At 65.8% G+C, this 15,709-nt stretch carries 14 protein-coding genes; 6 read left to right on the forward strand and 8 right to left on the reverse strand.

The genetic code is table 11. The features are described 5' to 3' along the window. Positions 1-61: 61 nt before the first annotated feature. Positions 62-1,870: a long-chain fatty acid--CoA ligase gene (locus tag FB478_RS00195; protein WP_144599587.1), complete on the reverse strand. Its 1,809-nt coding sequence runs from the start codon at positions 1,868-1,870 to the stop codon at positions 62-64. Between the two features lie 171 nt (positions 1,871-2,041). Between FB478_RS00195 and FB478_RS00200 the strand changes: the two genes are divergently transcribed. Beyond that, entirely contained in the window at positions 2,042-3,130 is a 1,089-nt protein-coding gene (locus FB478_RS00200; protein WP_261377325.1) for an ROK family glucokinase, read from the forward strand. A 40-nt stretch (positions 3,131-3,170) separates the two neighbouring features. Here FB478_RS00200 and FB478_RS00205 read toward each other — a convergent pair whose 3' ends face one another. From FB478_RS00205 to FB478_RS00215, 3 genes are read right to left on the reverse strand one after another with little or no spacing between them, the layout of a single operon-like run. Next, positions 3,171-3,797, reverse strand: a complete 627-nt coding sequence (locus FB478_RS00205) for a hypothetical protein (RefSeq protein WP_144599589.1) — start codon at positions 3,795-3,797, stop codon at positions 3,171-3,173. Next, entirely contained in the window at positions 3,784-4,590 is an 807-nt protein-coding gene (locus FB478_RS00210) for a carboxylesterase (RefSeq protein WP_018771501.1), read from the reverse strand. Before FB478_RS00210 ends, FB478_RS00205 begins: the two co-directional genes overlap by 14 nt. Then, positions 4,587-5,375 (reverse strand): carboxylesterase, encoded by a 789-nt coding sequence (locus tag FB478_RS00215; protein WP_144599591.1) that lies wholly within the window; start codon positions 5,373-5,375, stop codon positions 4,587-4,589. The genes FB478_RS00210 and FB478_RS00215 overlap by 4 nt, the downstream gene beginning before the upstream one ends. Before the next feature lie 111 nt (positions 5,376-5,486). On the opposite strand from FB478_RS00215, the gene FB478_RS00220 reads away from it, so the two are divergent. After that, positions 5,487-6,323, forward strand: a complete 837-nt coding sequence (locus FB478_RS00220; RefSeq protein ID WP_026266106.1) for a 1-acyl-sn-glycerol-3-phosphate acyltransferase — start codon at positions 5,487-5,489, stop codon at positions 6,321-6,323. Positions 6,324-6,421: 98 nt separating this feature from the next. Then, the gene (locus FB478_RS00225) at positions 6,422-7,813 is read left to right on the forward strand and encodes a class II 3-deoxy-7-phosphoheptulonate synthase (RefSeq protein ID WP_144599593.1); all 1,392 of its coding nucleotides are present in this window, start codon (positions 6,422-6,424) and stop codon (positions 7,811-7,813) included. A gap of 65 nt (positions 7,814-7,878) precedes the next feature. On the opposite strand, the gene pknB is transcribed toward FB478_RS00225, so the two are convergent. Both pknB and FB478_RS00235 read right to left on the reverse strand, forming a co-directional pair. Beyond that, positions 7,879-9,972: a Stk1 family PASTA domain-containing Ser/Thr kinase gene (gene pknB / locus FB478_RS00230; RefSeq protein WP_056389735.1), complete on the reverse strand. Its 2,094-nt coding sequence runs from the start codon at positions 9,970-9,972 to the stop codon at positions 7,879-7,881. A 95-nt stretch (positions 9,973-10,067) separates the two neighbouring features. Next, positions 10,068-11,453, reverse strand: a complete 1,386-nt coding sequence (locus tag FB478_RS00235; protein ID WP_026266107.1) for a lytic transglycosylase domain-containing protein — start codon at positions 11,451-11,453, stop codon at positions 10,068-10,070. A 249-nt stretch (positions 11,454-11,702) separates the two neighbouring features. On the opposite strand from FB478_RS00235, the gene FB478_RS00240 reads away from it, so the two are divergent. Continuing rightward, a complete protein-coding gene (locus tag FB478_RS00240; protein ID WP_026266108.1) occupies positions 11,703-12,056 on the forward strand; it encodes an Rv2175c family DNA-binding protein in 354 nt (117 codons plus the stop codon). Between the two features lie 9 nt (positions 12,057-12,065). On the opposite strand, the gene FB478_RS00245 is transcribed toward FB478_RS00240, so the two are convergent. Together FB478_RS00245 and FB478_RS00250 are read right to left on the reverse strand one after the other, a co-directional pair. Further along, positions 12,066-13,160 (reverse strand): polyprenyl synthetase family protein, encoded by a 1,095-nt coding sequence (locus tag FB478_RS00245; RefSeq protein WP_056389738.1) that lies wholly within the window; start codon positions 13,158-13,160, stop codon positions 12,066-12,068. Then, positions 13,157-13,678 carry a hypothetical protein gene (locus FB478_RS00250; RefSeq protein WP_056389741.1) on the reverse strand — a complete coding sequence of 174 codons (522 nt, stop codon included), beginning with the start codon at positions 13,676-13,678 and terminating at the stop codon, positions 13,157-13,159. Before FB478_RS00250 ends, FB478_RS00245 begins: the two co-directional genes overlap by 4 nt. 99 nt (positions 13,679-13,777) lie before the next feature. Here FB478_RS00250 and dinB point away from each other — a divergent pair, with 99 nt between their 5' ends. Together dinB and FB478_RS00260 are read left to right on the forward strand one after the other, a co-directional pair. After that, complete coding sequence (dinB, locus tag FB478_RS00255; protein WP_051081447.1) at positions 13,778-15,034, forward strand: DNA polymerase IV; 1,257 nt, start codon at positions 13,778-13,780, stop codon at positions 15,032-15,034. A 266-nt stretch (positions 15,035-15,300) separates the two neighbouring features. Next, on the forward strand, positions 15,301-15,672 hold the full coding sequence (locus FB478_RS00260; protein WP_018771511.1) for a DUF3040 domain-containing protein: 372 nt from the start codon (positions 15,301-15,303) through the stop codon (positions 15,670-15,672). Positions 15,673-15,709 lie beyond the last annotated feature (37 nt).

Below are 15,709 nucleotides of genomic sequence, written 5' to 3' on the forward strand. Positions count from 1 at the left end.
GGCTGCACAACAAAGGAAGGGTCCTTCACAAGGTGAAGGACCCTTCCTTTGTTGTGGGACGTCAGGAACGCGGCGCGGAGTACATCTCCTCGATGACGGTTTCGAAGTCCTTCATCACCTGCGCCCGCTTCACCTTCATGGAGGGGGTCAGGTGCCCGGAGGCTTCGGTGAAGTCTGCCGGGACGATGCGGAAGGACTTGATGGCCTCGGCCTGGGAAACTGAGGTGTTTGCCGCGGTAATCAGGTCCTGCACTGCTGCCTTCACTACCGGGTTGCCCGCCGCCTGCTCAAGGGTAGTGTCCGCCGGAAGGCCGTGGCGCTGGAGCCACCCTGGCAGCGCTTCCTGGTCGAGGGTCACCAGGGCCCCGATGAACGGCCTGTTGTCACCCACCACCAGGACCTGCGACACCAGGGCGTCGGCACGGATCTGGTCTTCGAGCAACGCGGGGATGACGTTCTTGCCGCCCGCGGTGACGATGATCTCCTTCTTGCGGCCGGTGATCCAGACGAAGCCTTCATCGTCCAGCCGGCCGATGTCACCGGTGTGGAACCAGCCATCGGTGAACGCCTCTGCTGTGAGGTCGTCCCGCCGGTAGTAGCCCCGCATCACGCAGACCCCCTTGGCCAGGATCTCGCCGTCGTCGGCAATCTTCACGGCGTTTCCCGGGAGGGGCTTGCCCACCGAACCGATCTTGATCCGGGACGGGGTGTTGACCGTGATGGGGGCGGTGGTCTCGGTGAGGCCATAGCCCTCCAGCACCTGCATCCCGATGCCCTGGAAGAAATGTCCCAGCCGCTCGCCAAGCGGGCCGCCGCCGGACACCGCGTGGGCAACGTGTCCGCCCATCGCCGCCCGCAGCTTGCCGTACACCAGTTTGTCGAACAGTGCGTGCCGCAGCTTCAGGCCCAGCCCCACGTGTCCGTCCTGGCGGGCTTTGGAAAACGCGATGGCAGTTTCGGCGGCGCGGTGGAAGATGGCGCCCTTGCCGCCGTCCTCCGCCTTGGTCAGCGCGGAGTTGTAGACCTTTTCAAAGACCCTGGGCACCGCAAGGATGAATGTCGGCTCGTAGCTTTGCAGGTCGGCCAGGAGATTCTTGATGTCCGGAGTGTGGGCCACGGTGGTACCGGCCGCCATGGCCAGCACCGAAATGAAGCGGGCAAACACATGGGCCAGCGGGAGGAACATGATGGTCTTGGCGTTCTCGTGGACGATTTCACCGATGATGGCCAGTGCGTTGTCGGACAGCTCCACAAAGTTGCCGTGCGTGAGTTCGCAGCCTTTGGGACGCCCTGTGGTGCCCGACGTGTAAATGATCGTGGCAATGTCGTGGAGGCCGGCTGCACTGCGTCGTGACTCCAGCTTTTCATCGCTGACGTCGCGGCCTGCCTCGCGAAGGCTGTCGAGGCCTTGGCCCTCGAGTTGCCACACATGCTGCACTGCCGTGAGTCCTTCGGCGGTGACGGCCTGCCGGATGACGTTTTCGTGATGGGCGGACTCGCCGAATGCCGCCACAGCGCCGGAATCGCCCAGGTTCCAGGCAACCTGGGAAGGGGACGAGGTTTCATAGATGGGCACCGACACAGCCCCGGCGAACCAGATGGAGAAGTCCACGAGTGCCCACTCGTAACGGGTGCGGGACATGATGCCAACGCGGTCGCCCGCCCCCACCCCACTGGCGATGAGCCCCTTGGCCAGCGCCTTCACGTCGGCGAGGAACTCGTGGGCGGACACGTCGCGCCACGAGCCTGCGGAGTCCAGGCGGGAAAACAGTGCCGGGTTGCTGGGCTTGGCTGCCTGCCGCAGCACCAGGTCGGTGATGTTGGTTTCCGGAGGGACAACAACCAGGGGCGGAACACTGAATTCGCGCACTATAGCTCCTTTGATATCTGAAGTCCCGCGCAGGGGTTTGCCTAAAGACTAGTACCCCTGCCGGAACTGTGCAGTACACAAACCTACTGGCGAGTAACTTAGCCGTCAATGGGCGCTGCATGGGGGACTGTATGTCAAGACAATCCTTCCGCCCGCCTAGAATGGTGCACTATGTACGGACCGTCGTCCGGCGATCAGGCCGGCCCCCTCAAAAGACCAGCGCCCTGGCGCCGCCGTCCCGCCACGTACCGCGCCGGACAGTTGCACGGAAGTGTGGGCGGGCACCTTCGCCTTGGCCGCAAGGGGCTGGCCATCGGCATAGACATCGGGGGGACCAAGGTGGCCGCCGGGGTGGTGGACGCGGAAGGCAGGATCCTCAGTGAAGCCCGCCGGTCCACCCCGGGCACCGACCCACGGGCAGTGGAGCAGGTCATCGTGGAACTGGTGGAGGAACTCGGCCGGGGGCACCGCATCTGGTCCGTGGGCATCGGTGCTGCGGGGTGGATGGACCTGGCCGGTGGAACCGTGCTCTTCAGCCCGCACCTGGCCTGGCGCAACGAACCGCTGCGTGAGAACCTCCAGCGGCTCCTCCGCCGTCCGGTGTTGCTGACCAACGACGCCGACGCCGCGGCCTGGGCCGAATGGCGCTTTGGCGCCGGGCAGGGAGAGGACCGGCTGGTCTGCATCACGCTGGGCACCGGCATCGGGGGCGCCATGGTGATGGACGGCAGGGTGGAACGTGGCCGGTTCGGCGTGGCAGGGGAGTTCGGCCACCAGATCATCATGCCCGGAGGCCACCGCTGCGAATGCGGCAACCGCGGATGCTGGGAACAATACGCCTCCGGCAACGCCCTGGGCCGCGAAGCCAGGCTCCTGGCCCGGTCGAACTCGCCGGTGGCCCACGACCTGCTGGCAGCCGTGGGCGGACATCCCGAGGCCATCAGCGGAGCCATCGTGACCGAACTGGCCCTGGCCGGCGATCCCGCCTCACGGGAGCTGATCGAGGAAGTTGGCGAATGGCTCGGCCTGGGGCTGGCCAACCTGGCGGCGGCCCTGGACCCGGGCCTCTTCGTTATCGGCGGCGGGCTCTGCTCGGCGGGCGACCTGCTGGTGGAGCCGGCCCGCAAAGCGTTCGCGCGGAACCTGACGGGCCGCGGATTCCGCCCGGCCGCAGGGATCGAGTTGGCGGCCCTGGGCCCCAACGCGGGCCTCATCGGCGCGGCCGACCTTTCGCGCGTCAGCAGCCGCGTCCGCAATTGACGACGGCGGCTGGTCCGGCGGTGGCCCAGGAGGAGCTGCGCTAGACCCTCGCGCCGTCGTCGTCGCCGTTCTTTTCTTCGGGCAGCTTCATGATCAGGTACACCGTCCCCAGCACGAACACGGCAACAATGCCGACGATGGCCAGCAGGGGCGCCGTGCGCCAGAACATTGCCGACAGCAGCAGCGCCACCGGTCCACCTACGGCGCCGAGCCAGGCCAGCATGGTCAGGGGATCGGTGCCGGCCAGGCTGGGCGGTTCCTCCGGCACGAACTCCTCGCCGTCGTCGTCCACCTCATAGTCCCGCGGTCCCTCCGGGGACCCGCTTGGCGTAGGACCGTCCGGCCCACCTGGCGCCTGGCGCTGCGCCGCAGACGGTTCGGCCGGCGGCCTCCCGGCCAGGCCCAAGGGATCGAAGTCGCGGAAGGAGGACGGGCCAGGCGTTTCGGGCGCGGTAGGTCCACTTCCGGTGGGCGCAGTTTCATTGTGCCCGGTTCCATGGGGCACAGTTCCATTGGGCACAATCCCGGTGGGCGGTTGCTCCCCGGATACAGGAGTGTCGGGCCGAATGGCCACGGTGTCCGATTCGAGCCGCGCCACCAAGTCAAGCCATACGGCGTCGTCCTGGTTGGCACCCTGGTCCGGCTGCTCCGAATCAGGCCTGTTCACTGCGGACCTCCTGTCCCGGTCCGGCCGGGCTGGCGGGCCCGGATGCCAGCACCCGGCGGATAAAGTCCACCGACCCCTCGAAGATGCGGTCGGCGTCGTTGTCCAGCGTGGCGACGTGGTAGCTGTTCTCCAGCCGGACCACTTCCAGGGGCGCATGTGCCAGGCCCCGCCGGAGGACATCCATGCTGGCATCGGACACCACATGGTCCACAGCGGAACGGTACACCTGGACAGGTGCCGTGACCCGTGGGAGGAGCCGGACAGTGTCCTTGAACATTTTGTTGAGCTCATGGGCCGCGGCCACAGGGGTTCGGGCATACGCGCCCTCGTCCACACCTGCCTTGAGGATGTCATTGCCGATGGACGGGGTGCTTTTCAGCACCAGTTTGAGGAGCCCGGCCAGCGACGCCCGGGGATCGTCAATCACCAGGCCGGGGTTCACCAGGAGGACTCCGGCGACCGGCCGGGTGGCCGCGATGCGCAGGGCCAGGGCCCCGCCCATGCTAAGGCCCGCCGCGAAGACCTGGTCACACTCGGCGTCCAGTTCCAGGAAGGCGTCATCCAGGGCGCCGTGCCATTGCTGCCAGCGGGTTCGGGCAAGGTCCTGCCAACTGGTCCCGTGGCCCGGCAGCAGCGGCATCCGGACGGCGAAACCGGCCGCGGCGAAGGCCATGGCCCAGGCGCGCAGGCCATGGGGGCTCCCCGTGAAGCCGTGGGACAGGACGACTCCCGTGCGGGGCCCTTCGCCGCTGAAGGCACTGCTGAAGGGGCTGTGGTCCGGACCGGACGTCATGTCGTCTCCAAGGTGCTGGTGCGGCGGGCGTGGGCGGCGACGAATTCTGCCGACCGGGCGAAAATTACGGGCGCGTCAACGTCAAGAGTAGCCACATGTCCGCTGCTGGCAAGGTCCGTCACTTCCGCGAGGTGTCCGGCCAGCCCTTTGCGCAGCAGCGCCAGCGATGTTGGCGGAACAACGGCGTCAGTGCGCGACTTGAAGACCTGGACCGGGGCGTCCACCCGGGGCAGGCCGCGCACTGCCGCCCCGAACAGTTTCTTCAGCTCATGCACGGCAGCCAGCGGAGTCAGCGAATAGTCGCCGTCGTCCGTCGCGGGTGCCGTGGGTTGGTCCTCCTGAATGGGAACCGTGGTCCGCTGGAAGTATTTGAGGAGTCCTATGATCCGCACCCGCCGGTCGTAGAAGCTCAGCCCGGGGTTGACCACACTGACACCGGCCACGTGGTGGCGGGACGCCGCAGGCAGTGCAATGGCACCGCCCATGGACAGACCCGCGGCGAAGCAGGCATCGGTGCGCCCCGAAAGATCCAGGAGGGCCGTTTCGTAGCTGCGGTACCAGTCTTTCCAGCTTGTCCGTGCAAGCTGGCGCCAGTCCGTGCCGTGCCCCGGCAGCAGGGGGACGGATACGGCGTACCCCAGCTCCGCCAGGTGCTGCGCCCACGGCATGATGCTCAGCGGACTGCCCGTGAAGCCGTGGCATATGGCTACCCCGATGCGGGCATTGGCCCCGTGGCCTGGATAACTGAAAGCGGCCGGCCGGGTCGGGATGCTGCTTTCAGTCATGACTCCATCGTGTCACTGTTCCCGCCAAATCTCACTAGAGTAGGGTTGCATTGACTCGCTGGCCAGGCCCGACGCAGGGCCCGGGGGCTGCCTTCCGGAGAGGTTCACCACGTGTTCTATTGGGTTATGAAAAGGATCTTCCTCGGTCCGGTGATCAAGCTGCTGTTCCGGCCTTGGGTCAAGGGCCTGGACAATATTCCCGCGCAGGGGGCCGCCATCATCGCCTCCAACCACCTTTCATTCTCCGATTCCATCTTCATGCCACTCATGGTGCGGCGGCCCGTGGTCTTCCTGGCCAAGTCCGAGTACTTCACGGGCACCGGAATCAAGGGCAGGCTGACTGCCGCGTTCTTCCGCCTCACCAACCAGTTGCCCATGGACCGGTCCGGAGGCGCTGCCTCTGCCGCATCCCTGAATGCCGGGATGGAAGTACTCAACGCAGGCGGCCTGCTGGGCATTTACCCCGAGGGCACGCGCAGCCCCGACGGGCGGTTGTACCGCGGCAAGGTGGGCGTGGCCAGGCTGGCCCTGCAGGCCGGCGTCCCGGTGATTCCGGTTGCCATGATCGGCACTGACAAGGTCCAGCCCATCGGCAAACGGCTGCCCAACATCCGCCGGATCGGGATGATCTTCGGCGAACCGCTGGACTTCAGCCAGTACCGTGAGCAGGCAGAGGACAGGACGGTCCAGCGCAAGGTCACGGATGAGATCATGTCCCAGCTGATGAGGCTTTCCGGGCAGGAGTACGTGGACGAGTACGCCGCCGTGGTGAAGCTTCGGCTCGCCGGCAAGCCCGGAGAACCCGTGGCTGCAGCCGAACCGCTTGCCGCTCCGGTGGCCGCCGACAATGGTTTTGTCCCGGAGCCAGGCGCCGGAGGACCGTCCGTACCGCAGCCCGGTGCCCGCGACGACGCCGGGGACGACGCCGGAACATCGGCGACGGGGTAGCCGGACCTTCCACGGGGCGCGCCGCAGTTGTGACGGCGGCGGCGGTCAGCGTGACGGCCAGGTGCCCGGTGGTGCCGCCCTGCCGTTAGTCTTAGAGGGTGACTGAGCTATCTGCAAAACCCGTCTTTTCGCTGTCCAGCACCGCCCAGAGCGGAGCGGCAAACTATCCCGGACTGGACCACTGGCGGGACCTTCCCATTTCCCAGCAGCCCAGTTGGCAGGACCGGGATGTATTTGAGGCTTCGGTGAAGGAACTCTCCGTCCTGCCGCCGCTGGTGTTCGCCGGCGAAGTGGACGTGCTGCGCGAGCGCCTGGCTGCTGCCGCCCAAGGCAAGGCGTTCCTGCTGCAGGGCGGTGATTGCGCCGAAACATTCGAGGCCGCCACGGCTGACAAGATCAGCGCCCGGGTCAAAACCATCCTCCAGATGGCCGTGGTGCTTACCTACGGCGCAGCAATGCCGGTTATCAAGATGGGCCGGATGGCCGGCCAGTTCGCCAAGCCCCGCTCCTCCAATGGCGAAACCCGTAACGGAGTGACCCTGCCCGCCTACCGCGGCGACATCGTCAACGGCTATGACTTCACCCCCGAGTCACGCGGCCACGATGCGTCGAGGATGCTGCGTGCCTACCACACTTCCGCATCCACGCTGAACCTCATCCGGGCCTTCACCCAGGGCGGCTTCGCGGACCTGCGCTCCGTGCACCAGTGGAACAAGGGCTTCACCGAGAACCCGGCCCACGCCCGCTATGAGTCGCTGGCCCGCGACATCGACCGGGCCATCAAGTTCATGGCGTCCTGCGGCGCCGATTTCGAAGCACTTAAGCGGGTTGAGTTCTTCGCAAGCCACGAGGCCCTGCTGCTCGACTACGAACGCGCCCTCACCCGCATCGACTCCCGCACCGGCTTCCCGTACGACACTTCGGCCCACTTCCTCTGGATCGGGGAGCGCACCCGCGAGCTGGACCACGCCCACGTCGACTTCCTTTCACGGGTGCGCAACCCGATCGGCGTCAAGCTCGGGCCGTCCACTACCGGTGATGACGCCCTCCGCCTGATCGACAAGCTGGATCCGGACCGCGAACCCGGCCGGCTCACCTTCATTACCCGTATGGGCGCCGGCAACATTCGCGAAAAACTGCCGGCCGTCGTCGAAAAGGTCACCGCCTCCGGCGCGCAGGTCCTGTGGGTGACGGACCCCATGCATGGCAACACCGTCACGTCGCCCAACGGTTACAAGACGCGCAATTTCGACGACGTCATTGACGAGGTGCGCGGTTTCTTCGAGGTGCACCACGGGCTGGGGACGGTACCGGGCGGCCTGCACGTCGAGATGACCGGCGATGACGTCGCGGAGTGCCTGGGTGGCGCGGACCCGATCGACCAGGAGGCCTTCCTGGACCGCTACGAGTCCGTCTGCGATCCCCGCCTGAACCACATGCAGTCCCTTGAGATGGCGTTCCTGGTGGCCGGCGCCCTCGCCAAGCACTAGGACCAGGGCAGTAAAAGGGTGGGCCGGCACTGCCGGCCCACCCTTTTTCATTGAAAGACAGGGGGCTACACCACGGTGATGGTGATGACTGAGCCCTCCGGAACTTCCCGGTTCACCGGCGACTGGTCCCTCACCGTGCCGAAGAAGCCGCCCAAAATGTTGTTCACCCGGACCTGGAAGCCGAGTGCTTCCAGCGCCTTGCGCGCTTCAGTTGCCTGCTTGCCGATGTAGCTCGGCACCGCCACCATCCTGGGGCCCTTGGAAATGGTCAGGGTAACAGTGCCACCCCGGGTCAGTGTCCCGTTGGCGGGGGACTGGCTGACGACGGCGCCCTCCGGGATGTTCCGGTCAAACACCGCCTCCGGGGCTACTTTGGCAGTGAGGCCTGCTGCCTTCAGTGCCGCCACGGCGTCGTCCCCGGATTTCCCGACCACCGAAGGGACGGCGATGGGCTGCGGGCCCTTGGAAACCACGATCGCAACGGGGGTGCCGTGGCGGGCAGGCGTGCCCGCGGCAGGGTCCTGCGACATGACGGTTCCAGCAGCCGCCTGTTCATCGAACTGTTCAGTGACAGTGCCCAGGGCCATGCCATCGGAGTTGAGGGAGGTCTTCGCCTCAGACAAGGTTCCGCCCGTGAGTTTCGGCAAGGGAAAAAGCTGGGGACCTTTTGAAACCAGCAGGGAAACCGGCTGGAACTTCCGGATCTCCGTCCCCGCGGCGGGGTCCGTGCCCACTACCAGCCCGGTGGGCACCTCGTCGTCGAAGACATCGCTCGTAGTGGAGCGGAAGCCCACTCCGCCCAGCAACTGCTGGGCTTGCGCCACAGTCTTGTTGGCGACCGCCGGTACGGCGGCCGCGGCGCCCGGACCCATTCCGAAAAACCAGCCGGCGCCCGTCGCCAGGAGTGCGGCGATGATGAGGACCAGGACCCAAAGGATGCCGCGGCGGCGGGGATTTCCCTCCCGAAGCGTGCGCACCGGCGTGGCAGCGGCAAGGGCGCGGAGTTTCCCGCTTTCCTTGTCCGCCCGGCGCTGGGCCCGCTTGCCCAGCCGCGGCGGCGGGGGAGACCATCCGCTGTCCGCATCGTCGTCGTCGGGCAATGCTAATCCGGGCCGTTGGTGATATGGCACCTGGGCGGCAGGGCCCGCCGATGCCGACGGGGCCGGTGCCTCCTGCCGGCCGGGCGGGTAGGCAGGGGCGGCGGGCCGGGCGGGAGGCATCAGCGTTGTGGGGTTGCTGCGCCGTGCCAGGACCTCGGTCTGGTGCTGGGACGCGGCGGCAGCGGCTGCAGGAGGCAGCAGGTCCAGTTCGGCATCAGTGAGGTTGGTCCGGATGTGGCGCAGTTCCTGCAGCAGGGCATTGCCGTCCACCGGCCGGTTTTCCGGATCATTGGCAGTACACCACTGCACCAGTTCGTCCACTTCCCCGGCCAGCCCCGGCACCAGGTCCGATGGCGGGCCCACGGTTCCGTTGACGTGCTGGTAGGCCACCTGGATGGGGACTTCGCCCTCGAACGGCTGCCTGCCGGTCAACATCTCATAAAGCATGATGCCCACGGAGTAGACGTCGCTGCGGGCGTCTGCCGGCTTGCCCAGGACCAGTTCCGGGGAGATATAGGCCACCGTTCCGAGCAGGGCCCCGGTGCTGGTTGAACTGGTAACGGCACGGGCAAGTCCAAAGTCGCCTATTTTGATCCTGCCGTCATCGGCGATCAGGACGTTCTCGGGCTTGACGTCACGGTGGATAAAGCCGGCAGCGTGTGCCGCGCCCAGGCCCCCCACCACCGGATCGATCAGTGCCAGCGCCAGCCGGGGAGGCAGGGCACCCCTTTCCCTGAGAACGTCCCTCAGCGTGTGGCCCTTGATGTACTCCATTACGAGGTAGGCCGTGTTGCCGTCATTGCCCTGGTCAAGGACACCCACCACGTGCGGATGCGACAGCCGGGCGGCCGCCTTTGCCTCCCGGCCCAGCCGGTCCAGGAAGTTCCCATCAGCAGCGAGGTGGGGGTGCAGCACCTTCAGCGCCACCTCACGGTCCAGCCTTTGGTCTATGGCCAGGTAGACGGTGGACATTCCGCCACGGGCAAGCCTGGAGGTGACTGCATAACGGTTGTCCACCAGGGTCCCTGCAACTGGGTCTGACACGTGTTCCTGCACCATACGATCCTAATCCCGCAGCAAAACGCGTCCGACACGAAAACGGGTCCGAACCGGTAACGGTTCGGACCCGCACTCAGGACTGGCCGGCGGCCCGCTCAGCCGAAGTTCTTCTGGTGCGCCTTGATGGCAGCGAGGTAGGCCTTGGTGTCGTCGTACATGCCGTACTTGCTCACCGAGTACTGGCCCTGGTAGTACCCGGCAATGGCGGTGTCCTGGTCCTTGCTGGTGGCCAGCAACTGCCGGATGATGGCGATGCCGGCTGTGGCATTGTCGTAGGGGTCCAACAGGTTCAGCTTCCGGCCCACCAGGTCTGAGGCCCACTGCCCGGAACTGGGAATGACCTGCATGGTGCCGATGGCGTTGGCCGGTGACACGGCGCGCTGGTTGAAACCGGATTCCTGGAAGGCGAAGGCGAGGGCCAGGGAAGGATCCACTCCCATCCGGCGTGCCGTATCGGCAACGATGTTCTTCATTTCATCCCGCGAGGGAACGGGGGAGGCGTTCAGCAGGGCCTTGTTTTCATTGGCCGAGCTGACCACGGCAGCCGGGTAGCTGAAGCCCAGGAAGGAGCTGGGCACCAGGGGCGCGGCAGCAGGCTGCGGGGCCGCAGCAGCCGGCTGCGGATCCGACTGGCCGGAGCCGCCGGGAATGGCCAGCTTGCTGCCAGGGTAGATGATGCTGGTCATGCCCAGCTTGTTCGCCGAGAGCAGGTCAGACAGCTTTACCCCGTGCCGGGATGCAATCGCCGACAGCGTGTCTCCGGCTTTGATCGTGTAGGAGCCGGTTGCCGGTGCTGAGGTGGCGGCCAGCGCAGGTGCGGCCGGGGCGGGGGCCGGGGCCGCTGCGGGAGCAGGCGTGGAATCGCCGCCACCCACCTTGATCTTCTGCCCCGGGTAGATGATGGAGCGCATGGAGAGATTGTTCCAGGTGAAGACGTCGGAAAGGGCCACGTTGTGCTTTGCTGCGATCGCACCGAGGGTGTCGCCCGGCTTCACCGTGTACGTTGCTCCACCAGCAGGGGCCGGAGCAGCCGGGGCAGCCGCAGGTGCGGGGGCCGCAGGTGCAGCCGAACCGGACAGCTTTAGTTTCTGCCCCGGGTAAATGATGGTGTTGGCCTGCAGGTTGTTCAGCTTGAGGATTTCGCCGGTATCCAAACCGAAGCGGCCGGCAATCGCGCTGACGGTGTCGCCGCGGGCAATCGTGTACTCCGCAGGTGCCGCCGGCTGTGCGGGCTGGAAGGCGGCCGGGATGGTGGTGGATACCACGGCGGCGGGAATCACCGTTCCGGCTGCCTTCGCTGCAGCCTGGGCCTTCATGGCTGCTGCGAGGCTGCTGGGGATGTTCCGTGCGGGCTGCTGTGCCGCGGCAGGTTGAGCGAGGGCCAAGGATGACAATACGACCGCTGGCAGCGCCGCTGTGGTGGCGGCAATCATCGGCAGACTCGGCTTGGGGGGCTGCTTTGGCGAGCGGGACGTCGTCATCGGAAGGAATCCTCTTCTCAACTGCGGGTGCGGACGCGGACGGGGATGCCGCTGTCAATCTTGATACTACTGTGACTCAAGTTATTAGTGTTACAAATGTTATGAGTGTGAATCTCTCATGAATTAGCGGATAGCACAAGAATTTTGGGATTCCCCGTAATGCCCTCTTTTCGGGAGTGTCCGCAGGCCAGGAGCGGAATGGAATGCTCCGACTAGGCGCGGGGGTGCGCAGCGTGGCAACCTTGATCCGTGAATAACGTAGAAAACCTGGTGGGCGAGTGGCTGCCACTGCCCGACGTCGCCCGTTTATTGGATGTCTCCATCACCAAGGTCCACAGCCTGATTGACGAACATGCCCTCGCTGCATTGCGCGTTGGGGAACGGAAGATCCGGTCGGTTCCAGCGGAATTCATCCAGGACGGCCAGGTAGTGGACAGCCTAAAGGGGACCATCGTGGTGCTGGCAGATGCCGGCTATTCGGACGAGGACCTTATTGGCTGGCTGTTCACCGCCGACGAATCCCTGCGCGGCCGCCCCATCGATGCCCTTCGGGAAGGGCGCAAGACCGAAATCAGGCGCAGGGCCCAGACTCTGGCCTGGTAGCTGCCGCTTTCAGGAGGCTCGGCTGACGGTAGCTTCAGCCAGCTTCCGAAGGGCGGTCTTGGGCAGCTCGTCCAACGGAAGCCCGTCAAGGGCATCGAATGCTGCCGCGCCGAATTCATTGATAAGGACTTCCGTGGCCTGCAGCGCGCCGGAATCCTCGATAATCCGTCGAATTTCGACGATGTCGGATTCGGACAGATCGGGCCTGCCCAGGCTGGCATCGATGAACGCGGACTCTTCCGGCGAAGCCTGGTCCAGGGCGAGGGCCACCAGAACGGTCCGCTTCCCTTCACGCAAATCATCGCCGGCCGGCTTGCCTGTGGTCAGCGGATCCCCGAACACGCCCAGGACGTCATCGCGGAGCTGGAAGGCCTCGCCCAGCGGGAGGGCGAACGCTGAATAGCCGCGGAGCAGGTCATTGGACGCTCCGGCCAAAGCTCCGCCCAACGCCAAGGGGTGCTCGGTGGAGTACTTGGCACTCTTGAACCGGATGATCGATTGCGCCCTGCCAACGGCACCGGCGCGGTCCCGGACCGGTCCGGCCACTTCCTCCAGGATGTCCAGGTACTGTCCGGCCATGACCTCGGCGCGCATGAGGTTGAAGATGAGCCTGGCCCTGCTGCCCGACGCGGCCGGCTCGCCGATGTCGGTGAACGCCTCCTCGCTGAAGGACAGGCAAAGGTCGCCGGCAAGGATCGCTGCGGCCTGCCCAAACCGTTCGCTGTCCAGCGCCCAGCCCTGCGATGTGTGCAGCTGGCTGAAGCGGCGGTGCACGCTGGGACCGCCCCGCCGGGTGTCCGAACGGTCGATGATGTCGTCGTGGATCAGGGCGGCAGCCTGGAACAGCTCGAGGGCTGCGCCGGCCGTGACCACCTGGCCTGATCCGGCCTCGCCGCCTGCACCCCGCCATCCCCAGTAGCACATCAGGGCGCGGAGGCGTTTTCCGCCGGTCACCAAATTCGAGATGGAACCCATGATGGGCTCGATGTCCGGGGAAATGCCGGACATCACCGACTGGCGTGCGGTCAGGAAGCTGGTCAGCTCGCCGGCAACTCCCGCCACAAAATCAGCCTGTTCATTCCTCAACTGCTCCGCGGCCGTCACTTGGCTGACTCAGCTGCCACGTTGGCCCCGATGGTGAAAGTGGAAACACCGGCGGCTTCCACCACGGAGAGGTTCACGGTCTCGTTGTCACCGCGGACGAAATCCTTGGAAGCCACCGCGCCCACCTTGTCCCCGGGAACGGCCTTGAAGCCCTGGCCTTCCAAAGCCTTGGAATAAAAGTCCATCACGGAGGCAGTGGGCGCCGTGACAGTACCCACGAGGGCTGCAGTGGCGGGCGCTGAGGCCTTGTCAAAGCTGCTGGACACCACTGTTGCCCCCGGCATCAGGGGCAGGAGTTGCTGGGGGAAGCCCGCCACGACGGCGCCCACGGTTGCGGACGTGTTGGGCGACGCCGAGGGGCTGAGGGAGGCGGTCACAGTGGATTGGGTCGCGGCGACGGATGCGGACCGGGACGGCTCTGCCTGGCCGGACGGGGTCTGGCATGCCGCCAGGGTAAGTGCCCCGATGGCGGCAAGCGCGGCCAGGCCAGCTGGCTTGAAGTTTCCAATAGCCGTCACAGAGACTTTCCTCCTGGTGTTGTTGGCGGAACCAGCCTCCAGTTTAGCCAGCCTCCCCTGCCGCCCTGACAAACCTGCAGTCTCCGGTGAACCGATAGGATGGGATCCGTGGGGCCCGCAGGTACGAACCAGCCAACCGCCGCGCGCCCTCCGGGCCGCCGGCCCTCGTGCATCATGCACGTGGACATGGACGCTTTCTTTGTTTCAGTGGAACTCCGGACGCGCCCCGAGCTCCGGGGCAAGCCCGTCATTGTTGGCTTCCCCGGGGAACGCTCGGTGGTCCTCTCAGGGTCATACGAGGCCCGCGCCTTCGGTGTGAAGTCGGCGATGCCCATGGCCGTGGCCATGCGCATGTGTCCGCAGGCGGTGGTCATTGAACCCCGGCACAAGCTGTACTACGAGGTGTCCGGGCAACTGATGGCCATCTTCGAATCCATCACCGGGCTTGTGGAGCCGCTCAGCGTTGACGAGGCCTTCCTGGACGTCACGGGGGCGCTGCGGCGGCTGGGCCCGCCCAGGGGAATCGGCGAGCTCATCCGGCGGCGCGTGGCAGCGGAACTGGGCATTACTGCATCCGTGGGAATTGCGGAAACCAAGTTCGTGGCGAAGATCGCTTCAACCCGCTGCAAGCCCGACGGCCTGCTGCTCATCGGGCCGGACGAAACCGTGCCCTATCTTCACAGCCTTCCGGTGGGCGCCCTTTGGGGCGTCGGCGCCAAGACCGGAGAGGTGCTTGCCAAGATGGGAATCAGGACGGTGGCGGACGTGGCGGCGACGCCGGTGTCGTCCTTGAAGAAGGTACTGGGGGCAACGGGGGAGCACGTGCACCAGCTTGCCTGGGGCATCGATCGCCGTCCCGTTACCCCGGTGCGGCTGGAAAAGAGCATCGGCGCCGAAGAGACCTTCGCCGTGGACACCGCCGATGACGCCCTCCTTCGCCGGGAACTGCTGCGGCTCTCCCACCGCACCGCCGCGCGCCTGCGGAGCTCCGGAATGGTTGCCCGGACCGTGGCGCTGAAGCTGCGCTTCGCCGACTTTTCCACCATCACGCGCAGCAGGACAGTCCAGACTCCGGTGGACAGTGCCCAGCTGATCTACGCAGTGGTCATCCAGCTCCTGGAGTCGCTCGGGACCCGGGCCATGGCTGTGCGGCTGGTGGGAGTAAGGGCTGAGCAGCTGGAGGAAGCTGCAAGGACCTCGCTCCAGCTGAGCATCGACCGCAGGGATGACAACTGGCGGGCAGCCGAGCAGGCGCTGGACGAGGTGACGCGCAAATTCGGCAGCAAATCCGTCCTGCCGGCCCGCCTGATGGAGCACGAAAGCCGGCCGGGAGACAGTTCCCAGCGCCCCGCCTGAGTGCCCGCCGGAGGGGTCCGGCAAAGTCATTGCCGTCTTTCAGATCAGCCCTCAACAATCTATCCTTATAGATACATAGTTTTCGAGTGAATGGACTTACTGCCGGACCCTCTTGGACATGCTCCCGCTCCCGCGTACGCGTGCTGCGTTCCTGTTCTGGCCACTGTCGGCCAGGCGGGAACTTTCCAGCAACAGCAGGCGTTTCAAGGGAAGTAGAAGTAGTGGCTGGGATCAGCCCGGACGTTGGCCTACAAAAGGAGGTCGTGATGCCGCTGTCGGAGCACGAACAGAAGCTGCTTGAGCAGCTTGAGAAGCAGCTTCACGAGGACGACCCGAAGTTCGCGAACTCAATGGGTTCGGACCCGGGACGTTCCTGGTCCACGAGGCATGTGGTTATTGGGGTCCTTTGCGCACTTGCCGGCGTCTTCCTGCTACTGGTGGGGGTCACCCTCCAGAACATCTTTGTCGGCGTCCTGGGCTTCGTGGTGATGGGCGGTGGGGTGTACTTCGCCACCATGCGCAGTTCCCGCGGGACGGCCGCGTCAAAGGCCGGCGGCGGAAAACCGGGCAAGCAGCGCAGTTCTTTCATGAGCAACCTCGAAGAGCGCTGGGACGAGCGCCGCAGGGGTGAACCCTAAACAGCCGGGACCTCCGGGTACCAGGCTCCTCCATTTC

The sequence above is a fragment of the Arthrobacter sp. AG367 genome (assembly GCF_007828995.1).
Taxonomy (GTDB): Bacteria; Actinomycetota; Actinomycetes; order Actinomycetales; family Micrococcaceae; genus Arthrobacter.